The organism is Ferdinandcohnia sp. Marseille-Q9671 (assembly GCF_976954385.1).
Map to the genome: position 1 here is coordinate 155509 of NZ_CDRJTA010000003.1, position 24286 is coordinate 179794.

Consider the following 24286-nt stretch of genomic DNA (forward strand, 5'->3'; position numbering starts at 1 on the left):
TATCCTACACCGCCACTTCTTGTTTTCTCCTTGTATAACCCGATATTAACACGAATACGATGAGATACCCAATCAAAAGTGTGAAATTTTGCCAATCTGGTCCACTACCTCTTACGATTTGCCATGCTCCATTTCCGAAATGATAAGATGGTAGCCATTTCCCAATTTCCTGTACAAAGTTTGGCATGATTTCAAGTGGCATCCACATACCTCCACAAATGGCTAACATCATATAGATCATATTTGAAACCCCAGAAGCAGTATCTACCCTTTTCATCGTTCCAATCAAAGTTCCCAATGCGAGAAATGGCAATGAACCAAACAATATCCAACCCCCACACATTAACCATTCAACAGCTTTAAGGGAGACGCCATTTATAACTGCTCCTGCCGTAAAGATAATAAGAATTGAGAAAATATGAATGACAGTTTGACCGACCATTTTTGAAAAGAAATACACTTGGTCAGACAGGGGAGTAATTCGCATAAACATGGACCAGCCTTGTTTTCTCTCCTCAACGAGACGGATGCCAAGTGTCATAATTGCAGATCCCATCACACTGAAAGCTGTCATCGACATCAAATAATGTGCTTGCCACTCTTGTTGGTTCTCTAATGCAGAATTGAAAATTCTCGTAAAAACAAAGTAAAAAACAATAGGCATAAACAATGACCAGAATAAATAATAAGGATTTCTAAGTATTCTCAATATCTCAATCTTACATTGCATAAATAGTCCGCTCATATTATATCGCCTCCCTTTTTTCAACTAACTGCTCAAATGCATCTTCTAGACGACCACGTTCTATCTCAATATTTTGTACAGGTAGATTCTTAGTAAAGATTGCACGTAGAACTTCGTCAGTATGAGTAGTTATTACATAAATTCGACCATTTTTTTCATAAACATTAGACACATGCGGTATCGTTTTTAGCTCCTCACGATTTAGAGTTGAATCTGTTTTAAATGAGATGGATTGTTTGAGTAAAGTTGCTTTTATATTTTTCGGGGTTCCATCACGAATGATTTTTCCTTCGTGAAAAAGGACGACTCTTTCAGCAACATCATCAGCTTCCTGTAAATAATGAGTGGCAAATAGGATAGTCTTTCCGCGTTTTTTTAGCTCATTTACCGTATTCCAGAACTGCTTCCTTGAAGAAACATCCATTCCAACGGTTGGTTCATCGAAAAATAATACATCCGGGTTACCTGCCATTGCAAGTGCAAAGCCAAGTCGTCGCTTTTGTCCGCCTGAAAGTTTGTTTGCTCGTCTCTGAAGTTCTTCTTGAGTAAGACCTGTGAAGGTGACTAACTCTTTATAAGACAAGGGGTTTGGATAATAGCTTCTAAAGAGCTGAATAACTTCTTTCACCTTCAATGCATCGATTACACTTACTTCTTGTAGCATTGCTCCGATTTTCTCTCGTACGGTTTTTTCTGTCGGGTTCTTTCCAAATAACTGGACACTTCCATCTGTTGGTTCTAACAGTCCAAGCATCATCATCATTGTCGTCGTTTTACCAGCCCCATTCGGACCAAGAATCGCAACAACCTCACCTTTTTGAATCGACATAGAAATCTGATTAACAGCTGTTTTACTCTTAAACGACTTACTCACCTTATCCAACACAATAATTGGTTCCATTACGCCACCTCCACTAGATCTACCTCTATCCTACTAGCATAGAAGCAGTTGAATTAGTGGACTATGTCATCATATCGCATGACAATTGTCATCATTTTTTGGGATATGGGTCAGGGGGACAGGCTCACTAGTTTTGCATAGTTGTATTATGGGTCAGGGGGACAGGCTCCTTGTCCCACCATTTTTTTACAGATACATAAGCATACCAACAAAAATCAAAAAACTATGATTGAATTTCACGTTATTCCGTACACTAAGAAAAACTTTGAAAATGATAGAAAAATTGCTTGGAGGAGGAGTAAAATGAAAGCACAAAAATGGCAGTTACCACTTCAAACCTCAAGTTTGGTTGTTGGTTTTATGGTGTGGGTGATTCTTTCATCCCTCATGTCTAGTATTAAAGAGGATATACCCTTGACCGCTAACGAAACAGCAATGGTTACAGCAGTTCCAGTTATTCTAGGATCACTATTACGGATATTACTTGGATACTGGACTAACCTAGTTGGAGCTAGATGGTTGTTTTTCCTTGGCTTTTTAATCTTAACCCTCCCTATCTTTTATATAAGTATTGCAGATTCCTTGTTTGATTTGATTTTAGGAGGATTAATTCTTGGAGTTGGAGGGGCGTTGTTTTCAATCGGTGTAACCTCCTTACCCAAGTATTACCCAAAGGAACGTCATGGTTTTGTAAACGGAATTTATGGTGCAGGTAATATTGGAACCGCGATTACTTCTTTTGCAGCACCCGCACTTGCTGTTAGCATTGGATGGCAGAATACAGTTCGATTATTTTTGATTCCCGTTATTTTGTTCGCACTCTTAAATTTTTTATTTGGTGACCGTAATGAACCTAAATTCAACAAGCCATTAGGTGAACAAATCAAAAGTGTCTATAAAGACGAAAAGCTCTGGTTCATAAGCCTTTTTTATTTTGTTACTTTTGGTTCCTTCGTTGCGTTTACCGTGTATTTACCAAACTTTTTAGTCACTTATTTTGGACTAACATCAGTAGATGCTGGGTTACGAACTGCCGGGTTTATTACATTAGCTACGTTTATGCGGCCAGTAGGTGGATGGCTAGGTGATAAATTTAATCCATTTCTCATCCTCTTTTTTGTATTTAACTTCATTACATTTGCAGGGGTACTTTTGGCTTTTACGCCAGATATCGTCCTATATACTCTTGGTTGCTTACTTGTTTCCATTTCTGCGGGAATTGGAAACGGAACGATCTTTAAGCTAGTTCCGTATTATTTTTCAAAGCAAGCGGGTATTGTAAACGGAATTGTATCAGCAATGGGTGGTCTAGGTGGTTTCTTCCCGCCGATTGTTCTATCCATCGTTTTTGGAATCACAGGCCATTACGCAATCGGTTTTATGTCGCTAGCGATGTTTGCATTGTTATGCTCCGTATTCGTTGTGTGGATGTTCTATGTTGAACGATTGAGAGTAGAGGCGAAACTCATTGAAAATGTAGCACAGGGCATGATGGTTACAAATCCAAAAGGAGTTATTCAAAAAGTAAACCCAGCATTCACAGCTGTTACTGGGTACGAACCAAATGAAGCCATTGGAAAAACGCCAAGTATACTCCGATCTGGTAAACACGATGCTACCTTTTACGACCGTATGTGGGATTCCATCCGGGATAAAGGATTTTGGCAAGGGGAGATTTGGAATAAGCGGAAAAACAACGAGCTGTATTTAGAATGGCTCACCATAAGCGAAGTCAAAAACGAGGCTGGTGAAGTCAAATACTATGTTGGCTTGTTTAATGATCTAACTGAAAAAAATGAACCAACACCACAGAGCTAAGGAACTTTCTTAGCTCTTTTTTGTGTGTCTTTAATTGTTGAACCTGCATCGTAGAGGGTTTTAGTTGTACAGCATAGAGAAAAAATTCTAGCATGTGCGGGTTCTCGCGCTACACGCTCGATGAAAAAAGCCTCAACAGGTCCCGTGAGGTAGTCTAGCGCAGTTTAATATAAGGTCTCTTACAAACTGTCTTTGTGACATTTTTAAGGAATTATACATTTCGGAGTTTAACGAAATGTTGGATGGAAAGGATTATGAGGAAGAGTAAAAACTTTGTCAACAAATGAAAGGATGATCATGATGACTGGTCCAAGTTTAAAAAAACAAGATGCTCATTCGGCTATCCATGAGGCAGCGTTACATGAAGCGAAGGAATTAAGGAATATATTTCGGAAATGTATTGAAGATGGAGATAAGGAAAAAGCGTTACAGGTTGCGGAAGTGGCGATTGATCATTGGGAATCAAGAACCCTTAAGCATGCAGATTCAGAAGAAGAGGGCTTATATAAGGAAATGATTGAGGCGAATCCAAAGCTTGAAAAAATCGTCAATCAGTTAACTCGTGACCATGATTTAATGCGACGAATTGTAGCCACGATGAAAAAAAGCCTTGAAACAGAAGAGGCGGATCATCGATTGATTCCTCTATTAGACAGCTTAATTATTATTGATGAAATTCATAATGACGATGAGATGAATAAACTTTTGGGTAACAACGAATAATAACTTGAAAAATAAGGAAAATGAGGAAAGGGGATGAAAATGGGTAAAAAAGAAGCAATTGAGGAAAAATTGCTCCGGTTTGCTGCGCCGGTCCTATATCAAAAGATGGTGGAGACCTTTTCTGAATATAACATTCATTCGTATGACATTTATGCGACAACTGTAAAACAGGAAAAGGGATATGATGTGACATTGCGATTCTCACAATCATTTTCACAATCTGTTACAACCTTTGTTAGCTTTGAACAAGCGCAAAAACCGGATGATAAAATAGATTCATTTTTTAAGGAAACTGCAGAAAAATGTAAGAATCAACTAATATCCGACTATTTTAAAATGATTAAAGTGTAAGAATGACCTGCTACTAAGGTAATTACGAAATGTCAGGCTTGGCCTTTACAAGTCTAGCAAGAAAGGGATGGTCAATTGTTTTCACTAGAAAATGACACAATGTTAATCGATGACCGGGAGGATTTAATCGCTGTTCTTCGAATGAGATTCGGAGATGTACCTGGGAAGATGATTGAGCAAATTTACGAGATTCAGGACATGAGCATCCTGCAGCGTCTTATTTTAGCTGCTGCAAATGCGTCTAGCTGGAATGTTTTCTTGGAAGAGTTCCAAGCAGGTACACAAAGCTTCCGGTTAGTGGGTGAAGATTTTAACCCATTGGCAAATATGCTTAAGGGAAGGGATGGAGACAGTGGCGAAAAAAAATAGTCTCTTACACTCGCTAAAGCATCTAGTGCGAGGAGAGCGAATCAATCAAGGTTGGACAGAAGAAAATCCTAGACCACGTGATTGGGAATCTGTTTATCGCAATCGCTGGGCATATGATAAAATTGTCCGTTCTACACATGGGGTGAACTGTACAGGTTCCTGCAGCTGGCGAATCCATGTTAAGGACGGAATTATAGCCTATGAAACTCAGCAAACGGATTATCCATCAACAGGTGACGATTTTCCAGACTATGAACCTCGTGGATGCCCGCGTGGTGCGAGCTTTTCATGGTATACATACAGTCCTACTCGTGTGAAATATCCCTATATGAGGGGGGATTTACTGTCCCTTTGGAGAGAAGAACTTGAAAAAGCGGACAATCCTGTACAAGCATGGGAAAATATCGTCACTAACCAGGAAAAACGAAATCAATATGTATCCGCGCGTGGAAGAGGTGGATTCGTAAGAGGTACTTGGAAAGAAGTATGTGAGATAATCGCGGCTTCTACCATTTATACAATTAAAAAATATGGACCTGATAGAATTGTTGGTTTTAGCCCAATCCCCGCAATGTCAATGGTTAGCTATTCTGGAGGAACTAGATTCCTATCTTTAATCGGCGGAACGATTCTAAGTTTCTATGATTGGTATGCTGATTTGCCACCTGCTTCTCCACAGGTTTGGGGAGACCAGACAGATGTTCCGGAGAGTGGTGATTGGTACAATACAAAATACTTTATTATTTGGGGTACCAATATTCCTCAAACAAGGACACCTGATGCCCATTTTATGGTGGAGTCTCGCTATAACGGGACGAAGGTAGTTGGGGTAAGTCCAGATTATGCTGAATATGACAAGTTCGCTGATATTTGGTTGCCTGCCAAAGCAGGAACAGACGGCGCACTTGCGATGGCAATGACCCACGTCATTTTAAAGGAATTTTACATAGACAAAGAAACCCCTTATTTCACAGATTATGTCAAACAATATACAGATTTACCTTTCCTAATTACTTTGAGTAAAAAAGGTGAAAACTACCGATCAGATCGGTTCCTGCGCGCTTCTGATTTTTCGGATCAACACGAGCTTGGCGACTGGAAGACAGTTGTTTGGGATGAATCATCCAATCAAATTGCAGTACCAAATGGAAGTCAGGGCTTTAGATGGGATAGTAGCACCAAATGGAACTTAGATATGACAACCGAGGATGGAACAAGCATCAGTCCAAAGTTGAGCTTTATAGAGGCTTCTGACGAAGTGGCGATGGTTGAATTTCCTTATTTTGCGCAGGAAGCTGGCGGTAAGGTAGAGCGCGGAGTACCGGTTAAACGGTTGAAGGATAAGTCAGGTAATGAGCTCATTGTAACTACGGTATTTGATTTAATGCTTGCACATACTGGAATCAATAGAGGGCTAAAGGGTGACTACCCAACTGATTATAATGATGCTACTAGACCATATACACCAGCATGGCAGGAAAGTATAACAGGTGTTAAAAAAGAACATGTGATTCAAGTTGCGAGAGAATTTGCTGAAAATGCAGCTCTAACTCAAGGGAAATCGATGATTGCGATGGGTGGAGGAACGAATCACTGGTTCCATAGTGATCAAATCTATCGAGCTATTTTGAACTTGGTCTTACTAACCGGGTCACAAGGTGTGAACGGTGGTGGTTGGGCGCATTATGTTGGACAGGAAAAGGTTCGCCCATTAGAAGGGTTTTCTCAAATTGCATTTGCAAATGACTGGGTAAAAGCACCTCGATTTATGAATGGAACATCCTTCTTCTATTTTGCAACGGAGCAATTCCGCTACGAATATGATTTTGATGATGTTCAAACTGAATGGGGTAGTAAGTATACCAATATGCACCCTGCTGACTTTAACGCGTTATCTGCACGTTTAGGTTGGCTACCGAGTTTCCCATCACTGTCTCAAAATACGTTGGATGTCATGAAGGAAGCTCGTGCCAAACATAGTGATGACAAGGCAGTTACGGATTACATAGCCAAACAAATGGTGGATGGAGAGCTTGATTTTGCAATTGAAAATCCAAATGACCCACGAAACTTCCCAAGAGTCTTTTTTAATTGGCGTTCCAACCTATTAGGTGATAGTGGAAAAGGTCATGAATATTTTGTTAAGCATCTAATCGGGTCAAAGGATACTGTGTTATCAGATCCAGAACAGTCATGGCAACCGAAAGATGTAAAAATCACGGATAAACCACCGGAAGCAAAGACAGATTTATTTGTAAGTATGGATTTCCGTATGACAAGCTCTGGTCTTTTTTCTGATATTATACTGCCTGCTGCAACTTGGTATGAAAAGCAGGACATAAGTACAACAGATTTACATCCATTTGTACATCCATTTAACGCGGCGATTAGTCCGCCTTGGGATACTAGAAGTGATTGGGATGCGTTCCGTGAAATTGCAAAATCTTTTTCAGAACTAGCGAAGAAACATCTCCCAGCCCAAGAGGACCTAGTCATTTCTCCATTGGCTCATGACACGATTAATGAAATTGCACAGCCTTTTGGAAAAGTAAAGGATTGGCGAAAAGGTGAGGTAGAAGGTATACCTGGAAAAACAATGCCGAATCTAAACTTCGTGAAACGCGATTATCCAAATGTGTATGATATGTGGATAACAGTTGGTCCGAATATAAAAAATGGGTACGGAACAAAAGGGGTTAAGATTCCTGGGGATAAAGTATATCAATCCTTATTAGATCGACTAGGACCATCGAAGCATGAAGGTATCGGGAAAGGATATCCATCCTTATATAATGATGTTCAAGCGATCAATGCCATTCTTCTCATGTCCGGCGCAACCAATGGAAAGCGTGCGGTGGAAGGCTGGAAGTCAATGGAGCAAAAAACAGGTAAGAAACTTGGCCATATTTCAGAAGGTCGTGAAGATGAAGACTTTACATTAGACGCATTGACTATTCAACCGAGACAAACCATTTCAACACCAGTTTGGAGCGGACTTGAGAATGACAACAGGCGTTATTCACCGTTTACTGTTAACAAAGAGTATCATATTCCGTGGCATACACTCACAGGACGACAAAGCTTCTATTTAGATCATGAAGTTATGCTTGATTATGGGGAAGGACTTCCATTGTATCTTCCACCAATCAATAAGGGACCTTTTGTTAAGGGTGAGAAAGAAGTTGAGAACACTGGTAAGTCGATAACGCTTCGGTATATGACCCCACACCAAAAATGGGGGATTCATACTATGTTTACAGACACACGACATATGGTACAGCTGTTTAGAGGATGGCAAGTTGTGTGGATGAACGAAGAGGATGCTGCAGAAATCGGTATTAAGGATAACGACTGGATTGAATTATATAACCGAAATGGCGCCGTTGCGGCTAGGGCTGTGTTAACGTACAGAATGCCTCGAGGAGCTGTCTATATGCACCATGCCCAGGACCGTACAATGGGGGTGCCAGGTAACACAATTAACAAAAATCGTGGTGGAACACATAATAGCGTGACTAGAATTTATCCTAAGGCAACACACATGATTGGTGGTTATTCACAGCTTAGCTATGGATTCAATTATTATGGACCTACAGGTAGCCAGAGAGATACGCTTGCGATTGTTCGCCCATTAAAGGAGGTCGACTGGCTTGAGAATTAAGGCACAAGTGGCGATGGTGATGCACTTGGATAAGTGTATCGGCTGTCATACTTGTTCTGTCACATGTAAAAATGTATGGACGAATCGACCAGGTATGGAATACGTCTGGTACAACAATGTGGAGACACGTCCGGGACCAGGGTATCCAAAGGAATGGGAAAATACGGATCGCTATAAGGGCGGTTGGACATTAAGAAATGGAAAACTTCACTTACGAGCTGGCGGCCCAATTTCCAAACTTGCTAACATTTTTTACAACCCAAACATGGCAGAGCTTGATGACTTTTACGAACCATGGACATATGACTTCGAACACTTACATGAAGCAAAAAAAGGGGAGAACATCCCTGTTGCCCGTCCAAAGTCTATGATTACTGGAAAATATATTGACAAGCCTGAATGGGGCTCAAACTGGGATGATGACCTTGCGGGTGGTAGTGAAATCGTTCCGATGGATCCAAATGTTCAAAAGCTCCAGGAACACATAGCCATGGAGTATGAAAAGACTTTTATGATGTATTTACCGCGGATTTGTGAGCATTGCTTAAATCCATCCTGTGTAGCATCGTGTCCATCGGGCGCACTTTATAAAAGGGATGAGGATGGAATTGTTCTGGTTGACCAGGATGCTTGTCGGGGCTGGCGTTTTTGTACAAACGGCTGTCCTTATCATAAGGTCTACTACAATTGGAACACACATAAAGCGGAGAAGTGTAATTTCTGTTATCCACGTACAGAAGCGGGACTCCCAACAATTTGCTCGGAAACATGTGTTGGCCGTATTCGTTACATTGGAGTTGTTCTTTACGATGCAGATCGTATAAAGGAAGCTGCTTCAGTGGAAGATCCAAAGGATTTGTATGAATCACAGCTATCCGTATTTTTAGATCCATTTGATCCTGAGGTTATTCAAAAGGCAGAAGAGCAAGGAATCAATCATAGTTGGATTAAGAGTGCTCAGGAGTCACCAATTTATAAAATGGCGATAAAGTGGAAAATTGCATTGCCACTGCACCCTGAATATCGAACGCTACCAATGGTATGGTATGTACCACCACTTAGCCCAATTATGAACCATATCACAAATGAGCAAGCTCTGAGTGCAGATGGGTATATTCCGGCTGTGGATGATATGAGGATTCCCATGGAGTATTTAGCATCTATCCTGGCAGCAGATGATACGGCAGTCATTCGACGAGTATTGCTTAAAATGGCAGCAATGCGTGTTCATATGCGTGCGAAGACTGTAGGTGGAATTGACGAAGTGGAAAAGAGTAAGTTGCTTGCAGAAGCAAATACAACTGTAGAAGAGTTAGAAGAAATGCAACGTCTACTTGGAGTTGCTAAATATAATGAAAGATTTGTCATACCTACAGGGCGTCGTGAAATGGATGAAGACCTCCATTACAAACAAGGGGCATGTAGTATTGAGGATTTAGCACCGCCAGAAGGTATGGTGACTTATCCATTTGAAAGAAGTGGAAATCAATGACCAATGAAGCAAAAGCAATATTAGTAATTATGTCACGTCTTCTCGATTATCCGGACCATACCCTTTATGAAGGGTATCCGGAAATTGAGGAATTTGTGAATGAGCATGTAGGCTCTGTAAAAATGAGAAAAGAGATTTTTGAAAGAATTGCACCACTTTTTGAGATGTCACTTCTCGAATTACAGGAACTATATGTTGAAACATTCGATTACAAGGATAAAACTGGCCTATATTTAACATCGCACGAATTAGGTGACAGCCGAAAACGAGGCGCTGCTCTAATTAAACTGCAGAAACTTGTATGTGAAGCTGGCTTTGAATATGAAGGAAAGGAAATTGTGGATTATATACCGATGCTCTTCGAACTTTTAGCCCATGCACCTGAGGGCGAAAATTTTGTACGTTTATCTCGGCGACTTGCATTTGCCATTAATCGAGTTCTAAAGCATCTGCCTGAATCCAATCCTTATCAGCGAATTGTAGACCTATTAATGATGTTCGTCTTTGAAGCACCAGAAGCAGAAGAAATCACAATCCTTGAAAACCAACGTGAGGAAGCAGACCTAGAAGAGCTTCCATACCCAATGTTATACAAATAATGTTCATAACATGTGGACTATGTGGATAAAAACAGGGTAATTCTGTGGATAAAGTGGATATTGGGGATAATTAAAAATGGACAACGTTCAAATCTTTGCACGAAAAGGCTCAAGGATTGTCGAAATTCCTCGCATGGTTGTGGATAAGTGGACAACTAATTAAAAAAATGTGGATTGTTAATAAATATGAAAGTATAGAATTACGTACTTAGTTTTCAATGTCTAGCTCCAGGCGCCAAGCCCCTCGAGATCACAAGCCGTTCCGTCAAGAAGGTTAAAGAACAACCTACTAGCCGACTCGTCTTGTGCTTGTCGGGGCTGAGCAAGGCGCTTGCGCTTTTAATCTTTGCTGCATCATTTTGAAAGGGGGTCATTGAATGGAGTTGCATTTCTGGTGGACAGCATTTCCTTATTTATGTGCTGCTATCCTAGTAGTAGGGACTTTCTATCGTTTTGTTTTTCGCGGGAAAACTTGGACCGCCCCATCAACAGAAATATTTGAAAAGAAGTGGCTTCGAGTTGCCTCAGTTGTGTTTCACTATGGGATCATATTTGCTTTCTTTGGACATGTAATGGGGGTCTTAATTCCTCTTGAATTCTACAATGCAATTGGAATTGACGACCATACCTACCACTTCTTTGCAATAGCAGGTGGTGGCTTGGCAGGAATTATGGTTGTACTGGGTTTAATCCTATTCCTGATTCGAAAATTTGCAATTGAAAAGGTTCGTGTACATGCATCAGTCGGGAGTTATTTTACGCTTTTATTGTTGCTGCTTGTGGCAGGTTTAGGAACTTACATGACACTTGTGTACAACACAACCGTAGCGGCGTACGAATATCGAATATCCATTGGGCCATGGTTTCGCAGTTTATTCACATTGAATCCACAACCTGAATTAATGCTCGGTGTTCCAACATTGTTTAAGATCCATGTTGTGCTTTCATTCTTGCTGTTCGCATCGATTCCGTTTACAAAGCTCGTTCACATGTTTAGTTTTCCACTGCGATACCCAGCGAGGGCGCCACAGCAGTATCGATCTCGAGATGGCTATTCGAAAAACACAAGACAAAATAAGGTGTAAAAGAGGAGTTAGCTCCTCTTTTTTCATTTTTAAGGAGTATGGTTGGTGTGCTGATTTTTTTTGAATTGCACCCTCCCATTACAAAATTGCACATTACGAACCTTTTTTCGACAAAAACCGAGCAGTGTAACGTGTCAAAAAGTAAACCTACTCCTCATTTTTGACCCACGTCAAAGTTTCATTCCTAATCTCCTCGTACAATAAAGATGTAAACAAGAGGAGGGATATAAAGTGAAAACTGCTACTTATCAAATGGAAGAACTAACCTGTCCAAGTTGCATTGCTAAAATTGAAAAGGCCTTAACAAAAGAAAAGGGAGTCGACAAGGTCCATGTCTTATTTCATTCAGGAAAGGTGAAGGTGTCGTTTAAAGAATCGGAAACAACTCCTGCACACTTTGCTGGATTACTAAAAAAGCTTGGATACCCCGTAAAATCTATGAAAATATAAAGGTTTATCTTCATTTAGTAAGGTCATAGCCTGACAGAATAGGGTAAAGCCTCATTTTTAATTAGAAATTTATCAAGATCAAAGACTAAGAGCGCTGTCTTGTGGCAACGTCTTTATGTCCACCTAGTGTGGACCAGCAAGGCAATTGAATAGGGGTGATTTGGTTGAAACAAAATCGAAAAAAACAGATCGTTATAGTTACGGGATTATTTATCATAACAGCCCTACTATTAAGAGGGATGAATCAGATAATGATAGCCAATCTATTACTACTTGCTGCTAGTGTAATAGCAGGAACTCCTATTGTGACAAAGGCCATTCAATCTCTTCGTCTAAAACTAATCAGTATTGAGTTGCTTGTGACAATTGCGGTAATAGGAGCAATAATTATTGGAGAATATGTTGAATCTGCTGCGGTTACCTTTTTGTTCATTCTAGGGGCATACCTTGAGTCACGAACACTAGAAAAAACACGTTCATCCCTGAAATCATTGTTAGACCTTGCTCCACTACAGGCGAGGATATTCCAAAATGGGGATAAGGTAATGGTTGCGGCAGAGGATGTAGAAATTGAGGATATTGTCTTTGTACATTCTGGCGAAAAGATTCCAGTTGATGGAAAAGTTCTTAGTGGTAACGCAAGCGTCAACGAGGCTACTATTACTGGTGAGGCGATACCAGTTTCAAAGAGGAAAGGTGATAATGTATTCAGTGGCACCATTCTAGATAATGGTTACCTTGAATTAGAAGCAGTAAGAACAGGTGAGAATACGACCTTCTCAAAGATTATCGAGCTTGTGGAAGAAGCCCAAGAAACAAAAGCGAAAACACAAAAATATGTAGAAAGATTTGCGCAGTATTATACGCCCCTTATTATTGTACTGGCCCTAGTCGTATATCTATTCTCTAAGGATATTGAACTCACATTAACCTTTCTAGTCATTTCTTGTCCAGGTGCACTTGTTATTTCTGCACCAGTCTCTATCGTAGCGGGTGTGGGAAATGGTGCAAAAAGTGGCATTCTTGTGAAAGGCGGAGAAATTATGGAGCAGTTAGCAAAGGTAGATGTCATTGCCTTTGATAAGACTGGGACACTTACAGTTGGGACTCCTGAGGTATCTGCGATAAAAAGTTTTGGTGTCAGCGAAAACTGGCTTCTTGAAGTTGCGGCTGCTGCAGAACAATATTCAGAGCACCATCTAGGCAAGGCGATTCTTAAAGAAGCTACAAAAAGAAAATTAAGCAGTAACCATATTCTCAAAGACTTTGAGGTGTTCAAAGGAAAAGGTATTCAAGCCAAAGTAAATGGAAAGTTGATTTCTATTGGAAATCGTAAGCTAATGTCTCATAACCAGATTGCTTTATCAAAAGAAGTACGAGATTACGCCGAGTCGGAGGAAATGAATGGACGCACTGCGGTATTGATTGCTGAGCAACTAACTATCATTGGCATTATTTCGATTTCTGATCAGATCCGTCCAGAGGCAATCGCTGCTATTAAAAAGTTAAAAAAGACAGGAGTTAACAAAGTAGTTATGCTAACTGGGGACAATCAAGCAACAGCGGAAAAGGTTGCAACTGAGCTATCGCTTGACGGGTATTATGCAGAATTACTTCCGGAGCAAAAGGTTTCTATTATAAAACAACTTATTGACAAGGGACATCGTGTAGCAATGGTAGGAGATGGGATAAATGATGCACCCGCAATTGCCGCTGCCAATGTTGGAATTGCAATGGGTGGGACAGGGACCGATGCGGCGATGGAAACTGCAGATGTCATATTAATGTCTGATCGGCTTGATCGCTTATCATTGGCTACAGGCTTAGCAAAGGTAACTGTTAGGAATATGAAGCAAAATATGTATTTTGCAGTTGTAATTGTGACAATATTATTAATTGGCGTATTAACAAAGACAGTCTTCCTATCATCTGGTATGTTTATACATGAGGCAAGTGTACTACTCGTGATCCTAAATGCGATACGACTTGTCCATTATAAAGAAGATATAACAAAAGATTCGACTATAAATCTCTATATAAAACAGGATACCAGTACCAGAGGTGTAAGATAGGAGAGTTAGAATGTCTTGTCAATCATGTAATCATACTAATCATTCCTCATGTGTCTCGAAGGTCCCCATTTTTAACCATTTGAATGATACGGAAATGGCTGAAATCTCTAATCTGATTGTGAGTAGAAAATACAAAAAAGGAGAGCTCTTATTCCACTCAGATGAACTCTCCGAACACCTCTTTATCGTCCATAAAGGTCGGATGAAAATGTACCGAATTACAGAGAATGGTAAGGAACAAATTATAAGGTTTGTGGAAGAAGGAGATTTTATTGGGGAGCTATCGTTATTCTCGAAGTCAATGACTACGAGCTTCGCAGAGGCAATGGAGGATTCTGAAATTTGTACGATTCAGCAACAAGACATACATCAACTACTCTTGCGGTACCCTACTATCTCATTGAAAATATTGGAGGAATTCACACGAAGACTCCATGAAACAGAAAGTTTAATCGAAAAATTAAACTCGCAGGATGTTGAAAAGCGTGTTGCCAGTTATTTAGTTGAATTAATAGAAGGTCAAGGTGGAACCATTGCTGATGAACCATTGACTATTCAATTACCTATACGAAAAGCAGATCTTGCATCCTATCTTGGAACATCGCAGGAAACACTGAGTCGAAGACTTTCATCTTTCCAAGAACAAAATTTAATTGAGTTAAAAGGACAAAGAAAGATTATTGTAAAACAACTAGAACAGCTTAAAAAGAAAGCTAACAACAATTGAAAAGGTGAGAACATTGACCAATGCCATTCTTGTTTTTGCCAGTATGTCGGGGAATACAGAAACAATGGCCATGTCTATAGCTGAAGGTGTGAAAGAACGCGGGATCAATCTCGTGATAAGAGAATGTTACGAAGTAGAACCTAATGAACTGATTAACTATGATGGAATCCTATTAGGCAGCTACACCTGGGGTGAAGGCGAGCTTCCAGATGAATTTGTTGATCTATACGATGAAATGGAACATCTAGATTTCAGATTTAAGAAGGGCGCGGTATTTGGATCAGGGAGTACACTTTACTCGTGTTTTGGGGGAGCAGTGGACTTACTAAGTAAAAAACTAACAGACCGTGGTGCAGAAATACTAAATCCGCCCTTAAAAATGGAGCAGACCCCAAATGATAACGAAATTGAGAGATGTAAAGAGTTTGGCAGACAATTTGCGGAAAAGCTTATAGCTTTGTAAAAAAATGAAGAAAGAGACCGGTTTAGTTACTGGTCTCTTTGCTGACTCTTGGTGTAATTTTCCTAGGTTTGAAATTAATATCCTCTGACGAATAAATTGTTATGATTAGGGTTCCTCCATGTGTTTTAGCCCGGATCAAAATAGGTTGGTTATATGTATTTTTAAAAAGAAAATCTGGTCCGTACCAACTAACGGTCGCGTCACGGCCTGGAGGTACATAACCTACGCGTTTGCTATGTGAATATCGTTTTACAATTTCAACTCCCGCAAGGTCAACAGCATTAAACAATGTGGAAGAAACCTGGCAGATTCCACCTCCGATTCCTTCAATTAGTTCTCCCTTGATAATCTCAGGTGCAGGTTGGTACCCTTTTGCAACCGTACGCTTTCCCACAACCTTATTAAAAGAAAAAGTCTCATTTTGAAAGAGAACATGATTATCTATTGCGTCAGCTGCAAGACGAATATTTGTGGAACGCTCTTTTTTAGAAGAGTTAAAAAATGTTACATATTGTCCAATTCTTTTTACCCGAATTGTAGACAATAATTCGCTATCTACTCGAGGATAGATCCTTTGAATAGGTACCTCAAATGAATTCCTACTCCCAAAGAATGCTGAATAAAATGACCTTGTAAATCTGTCTTTATCTAGCTTAACTCCTACATGTTCTGGAATAATTTCACCCGACTTACCAATTGCTGCATCCTTAGGTTCCTCGTAAATCTGCTCGTCTACATAAGTGAGGAATTCCTCGAATTTATTACTGTTCAAGGTTGGAACTCCAAGTAACGGAACGGAATAATCAGCCCGGTTGACTGTTGCAATTGGATTTCCATTATAGGTTATGTAGAGATCATCATGCTGATGAACTTGTGAAACGGAAAGGAGGAGCATTACAGTCCAAATAAACTTCATATTCCCACCACCTTCATTCTAAACTTGCTGTTTCTCATAGTATGGATGGTTAGTATGATTTCCATTAAAAATGAGCTGATTTTAATTGTAACAATTTGTTCAAATTCAAAAAAACACCTGTGATTTGCATCACACCAAGGTTTAATGACTTTATGTTAAGATTATTTCTTTTTACAAATAATTCCTTCCCATTTTCGTAACATCTTTTTAATTTCACTCGTGTTATTATCATTTACACAGTGATAATGTTTTAAGAAAATAACTTTTTACAATAAAATTAGCTATGTTTTTCAGTTTCTTTACAGAAAAATTAAGTAGCTAAAAAATTTTTGACAACTTTGTGAAGTTGTACACAAATTCATGATGTCACACATAGTTGTTAACTAAGGTTACCTATTGGAAATGCCAAGAAGGAAGGAGTACTTTTATGAAAATCAAATGGTTTTTCTTATCAATGGTTATTACGATAACCACTGTATTAGCCGGTTGTGAACCATTACTAGTGTTAGATCCGAAAGGTCCACAGGCTGAAAGACAAGCAAATGATATCCTGCTCTCAATTGGGATCATGGCTTTTGTAGTTATAGTTGTTTTTATCCTGTTATTTTATATGCTCGTAAAATACAGAGCTTCTAATATGCCTGAGGATTATGAGCCACCTCATATTGAAGGCAATCCGTGGATTGAGGGACTGTGCGTTGGGATTCCGGTACTAATTGTTGCATATCTCTCTTTTGTATCTGTTCAAAGTAACTATATTGTAGAGTCAGCCCCAAAAGGATATGAAGAAGAACCCTTGGTAATCTATGCTTCTTCATCTGATTGGAAATGGCATTTTAGTTATCCGGAAGAGGATATTGAGACAGTAAACTATTTATATATCCCGACTGACCGACCACTTGAATTTAGACTTTATTCATATGGACCTATTACAAGCTTCTGGATCCCACAGCTGGGTGGACAGAAATATGCAATGGCAGACATGATTACGACCCTACACCTCGCTGCAGATGAGCAAGGTGAACTGATGGGAAGAAACGCCAACTTCAGTGGAAAAGGGTTTGCGGAAAATACCTTTAGTGTAAACGCCGTTCCTAAAAAGGACTTTGAAGAATGGGTAGACGAAGTAAAAGAAACAGCAAAGCCTCTAACGGAGGAAAAATTTGAAGAACTTCTGGAACCAGGACATCTTGGCCAAATGACATTTACAGGAACACACTTAGAATTTGCGCCACCACCAGAGCATAATCATGGTTCCGATGATTCAGATGCTGAGTCCCATGAAGGGCATGAAGAACATGGGGAAGATCATTCCGAACATCAAGAACATGATGAAGATCATTCAGAGCATAGTGGTCATTAAGAATTGGAAAAAAGTTTTATAAAAGACATAACTTACGTTGTGATGAAGAAAAGTGTATTTGATACTGTGTCTCAAGGACACACCGCATGCTTGAGAGTTGCGAAATGTCTATGAGAGCGGGTCTTAAGGACAGAACACATGATTGAGTGAATTGAAATGTTCATGATACCGCTTCTCAAAGACGAACCGCATACTAAAGAGGTTAGAAATGTCTTTGATAAATCGACTCAAGGACAAACCGCACGCTCGAGTGAATTGAAATGTTCTTAACACCATATCTAAAAAATATAAATTCGAACGGAAATATATACTTCAATTGAAAGGAGTAACAACGGATGGAATTCTTTGAACGATTTGCCATACCACATCCTAGTCCCGCCATATATGCAGCAATGGTAGCGATTGGACTTACTGTAATTGGGATAGTAGCCGGTTTAACCTATTTTAAAAAATGGGGTTACCTATGGCGTGAATGGTTAACAACTGTTGACCACAAGCGTATAGGGATAATGTATTTAATTTCCGCATTACTCATGCTTTTCCGTGGTGGGGTAGATGCGATAATGATGCGTGCACAGCTAGCTGCACCAGAAAATAAATTGTTAGATGCACAGCACTATAATGAGATTTTTACAACACATGGTGTTGTTATGATCCTTTTTATGGCGATGCCGTTCATAATTGCCTTTATGAACTATATTGTACCTTTACAAATAGGTGCCCGCGATGTGGCGTTTCCACGCCTAAATGCCCTTAGCTTCTGGCTATTCTTTATGGGGGCAATGTTATTCAACATCTCTTTCGTTATTGGTGGATCACCTGACGCAGGCTGGACATCTTACTTCCCACTTGCAGGGAATGATTTCAGTGAATCAGTTGGAACGAACTATTACATGATTTCGATTCAGATTGCTGGGCTTGGTACTTTGATGACAGGGATCAACATGATTACGACGATCATGAAAATGAGAGCACCTGGTATGACATTAATGAAGATGCCAATGTTCACATGGTCTACGTTAGTTGCTAACTTAATAATCGTAACTGTTTTCCCAGTATTAACAGTTGCATTAGCAATGGGAACTATGGATCGTCTATTCGGAACACATTTCTTTACAAGTACAAACGGCGGTATGGATATGCTATGGGCCAACCTTTTCTGGGTTTGGGGACATCCTGAGGTATATATCTTAATCCTGCCTGCGTTTGGTATCTATAGTGAGATTATTTCTACATTCTCAGGTAGAAACCTGTATGGTTATAAATCAATGGTCTTTTCAATGGTTATTATCTCTGTTCTTTCCTGTTTTGTTTGGGCTCACCATTTCTTTACAATGGGCCAAGGTGCTGCAGCTAACAGCTTCTTCTCCATTACAACAATGGCGATTGCAGTACCAACAGGTGTTAAGATCTTTAACTGGTTGTTTACACTTTGGAAGGGTAAAATACGTTTCACCGTTCCAATGCTTTATTCAGTAGGATTTATTCCACTATTCACAATTGGTGGGGTAACAGGGGTTATGCTTGCGATGTCAGCGGCTGACTATCAGTACCATAATACAATGTTCCTAGTAGCTCACTTCCATAACACAATTATTCCTGGTGTAGTCTATGCAATGCTTGCAGCCTTCACCTATTATTGGCCGAAAATGTTTGGCTTTATGTTAAATGAACGTATTGGAAAATGGACATTCTGGCTACTTTCAATCGGATTTGTTCTTGCATTCTTCCCGATGTACATTACGGGTCTAGACGGTCAAGCACGACGTATGTACACATATTCTGAAAGTACTGGATTTGGTGCATTAAATATGCTTTCCTTCGTGGGTGCAGGTATTATGGCAATTGCTTTTGCTCTAATCGTGTATAACGTGTACTACAGTATCCGTTACTCTCCGAGAAACATTGGAAGTGACCCATGGGATGCACGTACACTTGAGTGGGCAACACACACACCAATTCCAGAGTATAACTTTGCAATAACACCAAATGTGAATTCATCTGAACCATTCTGGGATGACAAGAAAAAGAAACATAAGCTTTTCCCAGGTAAAATTGAAAAAATTCACATGCCTAACAACAGTGGTGTACCGTTTATCATGAGTAGTATTTTCTTTGTATGGGGCTTCTCGTTCGTTTTTGCGATTTGGCCACTCGTTATCATTTCAACCATTGGAATTTTCGCATGTATGGCGTACCGTTCTGTCGAGAAGGATCATGGTCGATATATTTCTGTTGAAGAAGTGAAGGAAACGGAAGAAAACTTAGGGGGTGCTAAACTATGAAACTAGATCACTCGCAACCTCTTGAATATAGCACGCACCAAAATCAGTTAAATATTTTTGGATTCTGGATTTTCCTAGGTGCTGAAATTATGCTTTTCGCAACATTATTTACATCTTACTTTACACTAGAGAACCGGGTTGGTAGCGGACCATCAGGTGCAGAAATATTTGAAATAACACCTGTACTAATCGAAACGCTATTGCTTTTAACAAGTAGTTTTACAATTGGTCTTGGTATTCATGCGATGCGCCTAGGTAGACAAAAGGCAATGTTAGCTTTCTTTTCAATTACATTGCTGCTTGGTCTAGCATTCCTAGGGGTAGAAATATATGAATTTGTTCACTATGTACACATTGGGGCAGGGCTTCAAACAAGTGCATTTACAGCGATTTTATTAACCACATTAGGAACACACGGAGCTCACGTAACATTTGGATTGATTTGGGGATTATTTATCATCCTTCAAATTAGAAAAAGAGGGTTAACACCTGAAAATGCAGGTAAATCATTTATCTTTTCATTGTACTGGCATTTCTTAGATGTAGTCTGGATCTTCATCTTCAGCTTCATCTATCTGAAAGGAATGATGTAAGATGAGAGAATTATTTCCTGTAAAACAAATCATGGGCTTTGTCTTTTCGTTGGTATTAACTGCTGTTGCACTTTCAGTGTACTTCTTAGATCTCTCTTTTACAGCAGGTCTAACCATCCTTATCATTACAGCGTTTGTTCAAGCATTGCTACAGTTAATTGTGTTCATGCATGCTGGTGAAACGAAGGATAAGTGGACGATATACGGTAATGTTTATTTTATGATTTTTATTGCTTTAGTAACAATCTTTGGTACGTTATTCCTGTTTATTTGGGATATGTAATAGGTTTGTTGAAGGGTGTCTGATCTCAGGCACTCTTTTTCTATGGCATATAGCAGCAACAATACTATAAGTATATGTAAGGAATCAAAAAATGAGGGAAGAGGTGGATACATGCATGCTTCATTTCTTGTCCGTTTCAAAGCCTTTATGATTGATTACCTTCTCATTCTTGGTTATTTAATCTACCTTTTTTGAGTGTAGATCAAAGAGGCACACTTTTGTGCAAAAATAAAAGCTTAGCTCATTTAGGCAGCTAAGCAAAAAAACGTAACGTTTATATAGTTATTCTACTTTTGTCCGTTGTGTTTTAAGTAGGACCTCTTCAGAAGCAATTAAAAATAGCCCCATTAAAAAGATAAAGATTGCTCCCATTACAGTTCCGATACCAATTGGTGTTAACAAACTGGAACCGTTACCAAAGAATCCTAGGCCAAAAAGAATGATCCCAACTATAAGCACTGTTCCCCCAAAATACTTAACAGCCTCAAGCATATTTGATTTCATTTTCCTCATCCTCCTACTATATATTATTCACTTTGTTCACAAAAACGTCAAATATTTTTCACAAAATGTTCGAAAAATCAAATTTGGGCTGGCAGGAGATGCTCGAATCCCACATTTTTTGCTTGTATGTGGTTCAATTAAATCACTCGTGATACACGATCCGTCGCAAACCACCGAAGGATGTACCGCTAGGGCATTCTTGCAGTACACGCTCAAGCAGAAACTGCCGAAGGATGTACCGCTAGAGCGGTCTTACAGTACACGCTCTGGTGTAAAAACTCCTCACTATGTCCCATATGCCAACCAAAATTACCAAATTTATTGTAAAAGACACAGACCTTACTGAATGTTGCCATCTTCAAAAGGGAAAAGTATACCAAAGTCTTATGGAGAGCATTTACAGAAAGCATATGGTACGATAGTGAAAAATAACCAAAATGAGGTGTAAAATATGAAAATTGAGGTATGGTCAGATTTTGTATGTCCATTCTGTTATATAGGTAAACGTCGTCTTGAGGAAGCATTAGCACAGTTTCCGAATCGTGATCAAGTTGAGGTGGAGTTCAAAAGCTTTGAATTAGACCCAAACGCAAAAGAATACTCTGGTAACAGTATTCATGAATTGCTTGCATCTAAATACGGTACGAGCGTTTCACAGGCAAAGCAAATGAATGAGAATGTTGGGCAGCAAGCTAAAGAACTCGGGCTTGATTATAATTTTGATGAAATGAAACATACAAATACATTTGATGCACACCGCCTTGCAAAGTATGCGGCTACTGTAGGTAAAGAGAAGGACGTAACAGAGAAGCTTCTTCAGTCTTACTTTGTCGAAGGTAAACTTATTAGTGACCATGAAGTATTGGCAGATATTGCTGAGACAGTGGGAGTAGAGCGCCAGGCAGCGTTAGATGTGTTGAAGGACGAAACGAAATTTGCCAATGATGTACGAATTGATGAGTCCATTGCTCAACAAATTGGTGTGACAGGGGTTCCGTTTTTTGTTATTAATCAAAAATATTCTATCTCTGGAGCGCAACCAACTTCTACATTCCTGGGCGCCCTTCAACAAGTTTGGAAAGAAGAGAACCCAGCGCCAAAATTACAGGACCTTTCAAGTAGTGAAGGTGCGATTTGTACAGATGAAAGTTGCGAAATTCCAACTGATAAATAATGCAGGTTTCAAAAAGTGCAGGCCATTGGTTCTGCACTTTTTTGCTATTTTTAAAAAAGGAATTGTACACCTAATTCAGAATATAGTAATGTAAAACAAAAAGGGGTGGTACCAATTACTTTTAATTTCGATTTTGATATAAACCTCGTTTCGTTTATTAGTTTAGTGATAGGCTGGGGCACAATCTGTTTTTTTGCCTATCGAATTTATAAAAAACAAGATGTAAAACCGAAATTTTGGAAAATCCTACTTGTTTTAGTTGTTGGCCTTTTTACGTTCTCTTTCAATATGAATATGTTTGAAACACTTATTAAGCTCCCAATCTTGCCCTTAGGTGTATGGATTCTATATTTTTTCCTTAGGTCAAAAGAGGGTCGTTGGGAAAGGTTCCGGCGATATGCGTGGTTAGGCTTCGGTGCAAACTTTCTTTTTCTCGTTTTAACGATTGCTTCGGTTGGATTGCAGAACGTTATATATCCCCCTAGTAATATAGCCACCTATCTTTCTTCTGTAGAAAATGCCAAAATTATTCATACACATCCATCAGCAGACGATATAACATTGCAAAAGAAAACATTGATGAATCATTTGTCTTCCATGAAACAGACAGAGTTTTTTAGTGATCAATGGTATGACGAAACGTACATGAGTGGAGACACAAATACAAGAAAAGAACGATTTCCTTACCAAGTTGTTGGGGTAGAAGGAAAATGGGGTAGTGGAATCCCTACGACTATTTTCATAGAAGAAGATGGAAAAGGTATATTAATAGCGACTCCAAAGAAACAGTATTATTTTCGCTCCGAAGATGTATTTTTGGAAGGAGTGAAAAATTAATGGTAAAGAAAGTAGTAATTGGGACTTTAGTGTTTATAGGTATAGCAATTTCAGTATATTATTTTTACTTAGCCAAACCAAGTAGCTTTTTACCATCAGAAAAAGTATTGGCAGAGTTAAATAGATATTCATATGATTCCACTGTTACTGAGGTACTTGATGTAATTGAAATAGATGAGCGACGTGTCTATGTGCCATTTATAACAGATAAGAATAAGTATGGAACTAGCTTATGGATGTGGGAAAAGCATAAATGGGAACTAGTTGCCGAAAGCGATACTGGAGCACCAAAGGTATGGAAAATTGATACTAAAGATCCGAATAGTTATCAAGTATTTTGGAATATTCATCCGGAGGATCAAATAAGCCATGGAGAATTTTATTTTCTTAAGGATCGAAATTATCATATCACAGCTAATGAACACACCTATTTTCCACGAATTCAATTGAAGTCAATCATCAATTTTAAAGAAAAACCATATGGAATGATGAAGCTTCCAAAAGATTGGCGAACTGTTATGGGAGCGTCAATAAAAGTGGAAAAAGACAGACAGCCTGATTCATTTTTCCCGGACTTCTTTCCTGTGTTACAAGATATGTATTTTGGCTGGATTCCTTATAATCAAAAACATGAGCGACAAGATGCTGATGCAACAATGGGTGGAGGTGGTTCTGCTACTGGAATCGACCTGCATTATGTGATGTATTTGAACGAGGAAGAGCTCGAGTATCTAGATGTGGAATAGTAGAAAAGTTGAAGGAGTACGCATTGGTTACATTTTCTTCTATATTTTTCTCGAAATGAACAAAGGGTTGGAGTATAATATTATTTGTTTCGAAATGTAAGTACTAGAACGGTGGCATTTCCTTCATGG

Annotated in this window: 23 protein-coding genes; 19 read left to right on the forward strand and 4 right to left on the reverse strand. The window is 39.3% G+C overall.

Annotation, left to right across the window (positions count from 1 at the left end; genetic code table 11):
• Positions 1-4: 4 nt before the first annotated feature.
• Positions 5-745, reverse strand: coding sequence for an ABC transporter permease (locus ACWNMY_RS13510; protein WP_449538787.1), 741 nt, complete (start codon positions 743-745; stop codon positions 5-7).
• Position 746: 1 nt separating this feature from the next.
• Positions 747-1646, reverse strand: a complete 900-nt coding sequence (locus tag ACWNMY_RS13515; RefSeq protein WP_449538788.1) for an ABC transporter ATP-binding protein — start codon at positions 1644-1646, stop codon at positions 747-749.
• Positions 1647-1949: 303 nt separating this feature from the next.
• Here ACWNMY_RS13515 and ACWNMY_RS13520 point away from each other — a divergent pair, with 303 nt between their 5' ends.
• The 12 genes from ACWNMY_RS13520 to ACWNMY_RS13575 all read left to right on the forward strand — a co-directional run bounded on the left by ACWNMY_RS13520 (position 1950) and on the right by ACWNMY_RS13575 (position 15456).
• Positions 1950-3464 carry a nitrate/nitrite transporter gene (locus ACWNMY_RS13520; RefSeq protein WP_449538789.1) on the forward strand — a complete coding sequence of 505 codons (1515 nt, stop codon included), beginning with the start codon at positions 1950-1952 and terminating at the stop codon, positions 3462-3464.
• Between the two features lie 273 nt (positions 3465-3737).
• The gene (locus ACWNMY_RS13525) at positions 3738-4187 is read left to right on the forward strand and encodes a hemerythrin domain-containing protein (protein WP_449538790.1); all 450 of its coding nucleotides are present in this window, start codon (positions 3738-3740) and stop codon (positions 4185-4187) included.
• Positions 4188-4220: 33 nt separating this feature from the next.
• On the forward strand, positions 4221-4538 hold the full coding sequence (locus ACWNMY_RS13530) for a hypothetical protein (protein WP_449538791.1): 318 nt from the start codon (positions 4221-4223) through the stop codon (positions 4536-4538).
• A gap of 75 nt (positions 4539-4613) precedes the next feature.
• Positions 4614-4907, forward strand: coding sequence for a hypothetical protein (locus ACWNMY_RS13535; protein WP_449538792.1), 294 nt, complete (start codon positions 4614-4616; stop codon positions 4905-4907).
• Positions 4882-8568: a nitrate reductase subunit alpha gene (locus ACWNMY_RS13540; protein WP_449538793.1), complete on the forward strand. Its 3687-nt coding sequence runs from the start codon at positions 4882-4884 to the stop codon at positions 8566-8568. The genes ACWNMY_RS13535 and ACWNMY_RS13540 overlap by 26 nt, the downstream gene beginning before the upstream one ends.
• Entirely contained in the window at positions 8558-10060 is a 1503-nt protein-coding gene (narH, locus tag ACWNMY_RS13545; protein ID WP_449538794.1) for a nitrate reductase subunit beta, read from the forward strand. Before ACWNMY_RS13540 ends, narH begins: the two co-directional genes overlap by 11 nt.
• Positions 10057-10659 carry a nitrate reductase molybdenum cofactor assembly chaperone gene (gene narJ / locus ACWNMY_RS13550; RefSeq protein WP_449538795.1) on the forward strand — a complete coding sequence of 201 codons (603 nt, stop codon included), beginning with the start codon at positions 10057-10059 and terminating at the stop codon, positions 10657-10659. Before narH ends, narJ begins: the two co-directional genes overlap by 4 nt.
• A gap of 377 nt (positions 10660-11036) precedes the next feature.
• Complete coding sequence (gene narI / locus ACWNMY_RS13555; RefSeq protein WP_449538796.1) at positions 11037-11744, forward strand: respiratory nitrate reductase subunit gamma; 708 nt, start codon at positions 11037-11039, stop codon at positions 11742-11744.
• A gap of 231 nt (positions 11745-11975) precedes the next feature.
• A complete protein-coding gene (locus ACWNMY_RS13560) occupies positions 11976-12194 on the forward strand; it encodes a heavy-metal-associated domain-containing protein (protein WP_449538797.1) in 219 nt (72 codons plus the stop codon).
• A 155-nt stretch (positions 12195-12349) separates the two neighbouring features.
• On the forward strand, positions 12350-14266 hold the full coding sequence (locus ACWNMY_RS13565; RefSeq protein WP_449538798.1) for a heavy metal translocating P-type ATPase: 1917 nt from the start codon (positions 12350-12352) through the stop codon (positions 14264-14266).
• 10 nt (positions 14267-14276) lie between these two features.
• On the forward strand, positions 14277-14993 hold the full coding sequence (locus ACWNMY_RS13570; RefSeq protein ID WP_449538799.1) for a Crp/Fnr family transcriptional regulator: 717 nt from the start codon (positions 14277-14279) through the stop codon (positions 14991-14993).
• A gap of 4 nt (positions 14994-14997) precedes the next feature.
• Positions 14998-15456: a flavodoxin gene (locus ACWNMY_RS13575; RefSeq protein WP_449538800.1), complete on the forward strand. Its 459-nt coding sequence runs from the start codon at positions 14998-15000 to the stop codon at positions 15454-15456.
• Between the two features lie 22 nt (positions 15457-15478).
• Here the strand turns inward: ACWNMY_RS13575 and ACWNMY_RS13580 are convergent, their stop codons facing one another.
• On the reverse strand, positions 15479-16372 hold the full coding sequence (locus tag ACWNMY_RS13580) for a VanW family protein (protein WP_449538801.1): 894 nt from the start codon (positions 16370-16372) through the stop codon (positions 15479-15481).
• A gap of 427 nt (positions 16373-16799) precedes the next feature.
• On the opposite strand from ACWNMY_RS13580, the gene qoxA reads away from it, so the two are divergent.
• The 4 genes from qoxA (at position 16800) to qoxD (ending at position 20896) form a co-directional block, all read left to right on the forward strand.
• On the forward strand, positions 16800-17735 hold the full coding sequence (qoxA, locus tag ACWNMY_RS13585; RefSeq protein ID WP_449538802.1) for a cytochrome aa3 quinol oxidase subunit II: 936 nt from the start codon (positions 16800-16802) through the stop codon (positions 17733-17735).
• A 335-nt stretch (positions 17736-18070) separates the two neighbouring features.
• Positions 18071-20020 carry a cytochrome aa3 quinol oxidase subunit I gene (qoxB, locus tag ACWNMY_RS13590; protein ID WP_449538803.1) on the forward strand — a complete coding sequence of 650 codons (1950 nt, stop codon included), beginning with the start codon at positions 18071-18073 and terminating at the stop codon, positions 20018-20020.
• The gene (gene qoxC / locus ACWNMY_RS13595) at positions 20017-20613 is read left to right on the forward strand and encodes a cytochrome aa3 quinol oxidase subunit III (protein ID WP_449538804.1); all 597 of its coding nucleotides are present in this window, start codon (positions 20017-20019) and stop codon (positions 20611-20613) included. Before qoxB ends, qoxC begins: the two co-directional genes overlap by 4 nt.
• Position 20614: 1 nt before the next feature.
• Complete coding sequence (gene qoxD / locus ACWNMY_RS13600) at positions 20615-20896, forward strand: cytochrome aa3 quinol oxidase subunit IV (protein WP_449538805.1); 282 nt, start codon at positions 20615-20617, stop codon at positions 20894-20896.
• Between the two features lie 282 nt (positions 20897-21178).
• Here the strand turns inward: qoxD and ACWNMY_RS13605 are convergent, their stop codons facing one another.
• On the reverse strand, positions 21179-21400 hold the full coding sequence (locus ACWNMY_RS13605; protein WP_449538806.1) for a hypothetical protein: 222 nt from the start codon (positions 21398-21400) through the stop codon (positions 21179-21181).
• Between the two features lie 451 nt (positions 21401-21851).
• On the opposite strand from ACWNMY_RS13605, the gene ACWNMY_RS13610 reads away from it, so the two are divergent.
• From ACWNMY_RS13610 to ACWNMY_RS13620, 3 genes are all read left to right on the forward strand, one after another.
• Positions 21852-22574, forward strand: a complete 723-nt coding sequence (locus tag ACWNMY_RS13610) for a DsbA family oxidoreductase (protein ID WP_449538807.1) — start codon at positions 21852-21854, stop codon at positions 22572-22574.
• 105 nt (positions 22575-22679) lie between these two features.
• Entirely contained in the window at positions 22680-23411 is a 732-nt protein-coding gene (locus tag ACWNMY_RS13615; RefSeq protein ID WP_449538808.1) for a hypothetical protein, read from the forward strand.
• Positions 23411-24157, forward strand: coding sequence for a hypothetical protein (locus ACWNMY_RS13620; protein WP_449538809.1), 747 nt, complete (start codon positions 23411-23413; stop codon positions 24155-24157). Before ACWNMY_RS13615 ends, ACWNMY_RS13620 begins: the two co-directional genes overlap by 1 nt.
• Positions 24158-24286: the final 129 nt, after the last annotated feature.

Coding starts and splice junctions, on each gene's coding strand:
- ACWNMY_RS13515 (WP_449538788.1), bottom strand. CDS start 1,646: ATGGAACCAATTATTGTGTTGGATAAGGTGAGTAAGTCGTTTAAGAGT.
- ACWNMY_RS13520 (WP_449538789.1), top strand. CDS start 1,950: ATGAAAGCACAAAAATGGCAGTTACCACTTCAAACCTCAAGTTTGGTT.
- qoxB (WP_449538803.1), top strand. CDS start 18,071: ATGGAATTCTTTGAACGATTTGCCATACCACATCCTAGTCCCGCCATA.
- qoxC (WP_449538804.1), top strand. CDS start 20,017: ATGAAACTAGATCACTCGCAACCTCTTGAATATAGCACGCACCAAAAT.
- ACWNMY_RS13580 (WP_449538801.1), bottom strand. CDS start 16,372: ATGAAGTTTATTTGGACTGTAATGCTCCTCCTTTCCGTTTCACAAGTT.
- narJ (WP_449538795.1), top strand. CDS start 10,057: ATGACCAATGAAGCAAAAGCAATATTAGTAATTATGTCACGTCTTCTC.
- ACWNMY_RS13510 (WP_449538787.1), bottom strand. CDS start 745: ATGAGCGGACTATTTATGCAATGTAAGATTGAGATATTGAGAATACTT.
- narI (WP_449538796.1), top strand. CDS start 11,037: ATGGAGTTGCATTTCTGGTGGACAGCATTTCCTTATTTATGTGCTGCT.
- qoxD (WP_449538805.1), top strand. CDS start 20,615: ATGAGAGAATTATTTCCTGTAAAACAAATCATGGGCTTTGTCTTTTCG.
- ACWNMY_RS13620 (WP_449538809.1), top strand. CDS start 23,411: ATGGTAAAGAAAGTAGTAATTGGGACTTTAGTGTTTATAGGTATAGCA.
- ACWNMY_RS13530 (WP_449538791.1), top strand. CDS start 4,221: ATGAAAATGGGTAAAAAAGAAGCAATTGAGGAAAAATTGCTCCGGTTT.
- qoxA (WP_449538802.1), top strand. CDS start 16,800: ATGAAAATCAAATGGTTTTTCTTATCAATGGTTATTACGATAACCACT.
- ACWNMY_RS13570 (WP_449538799.1), top strand. CDS start 14,277: ATGTCTTGTCAATCATGTAATCATACTAATCATTCCTCATGTGTCTCG.
- ACWNMY_RS13540 (WP_449538793.1), top strand. CDS start 4,882: ATGGAGACAGTGGCGAAAAAAAATAGTCTCTTACACTCGCTAAAGCAT.
- ACWNMY_RS13605 (WP_449538806.1), bottom strand. CDS start 21,400: ATGAAATCAAATATGCTTGAGGCTGTTAAGTATTTTGGGGGAACAGTG.
- ACWNMY_RS13610 (WP_449538807.1), top strand. CDS start 21,852: ATGAAAATTGAGGTATGGTCAGATTTTGTATGTCCATTCTGTTATATA.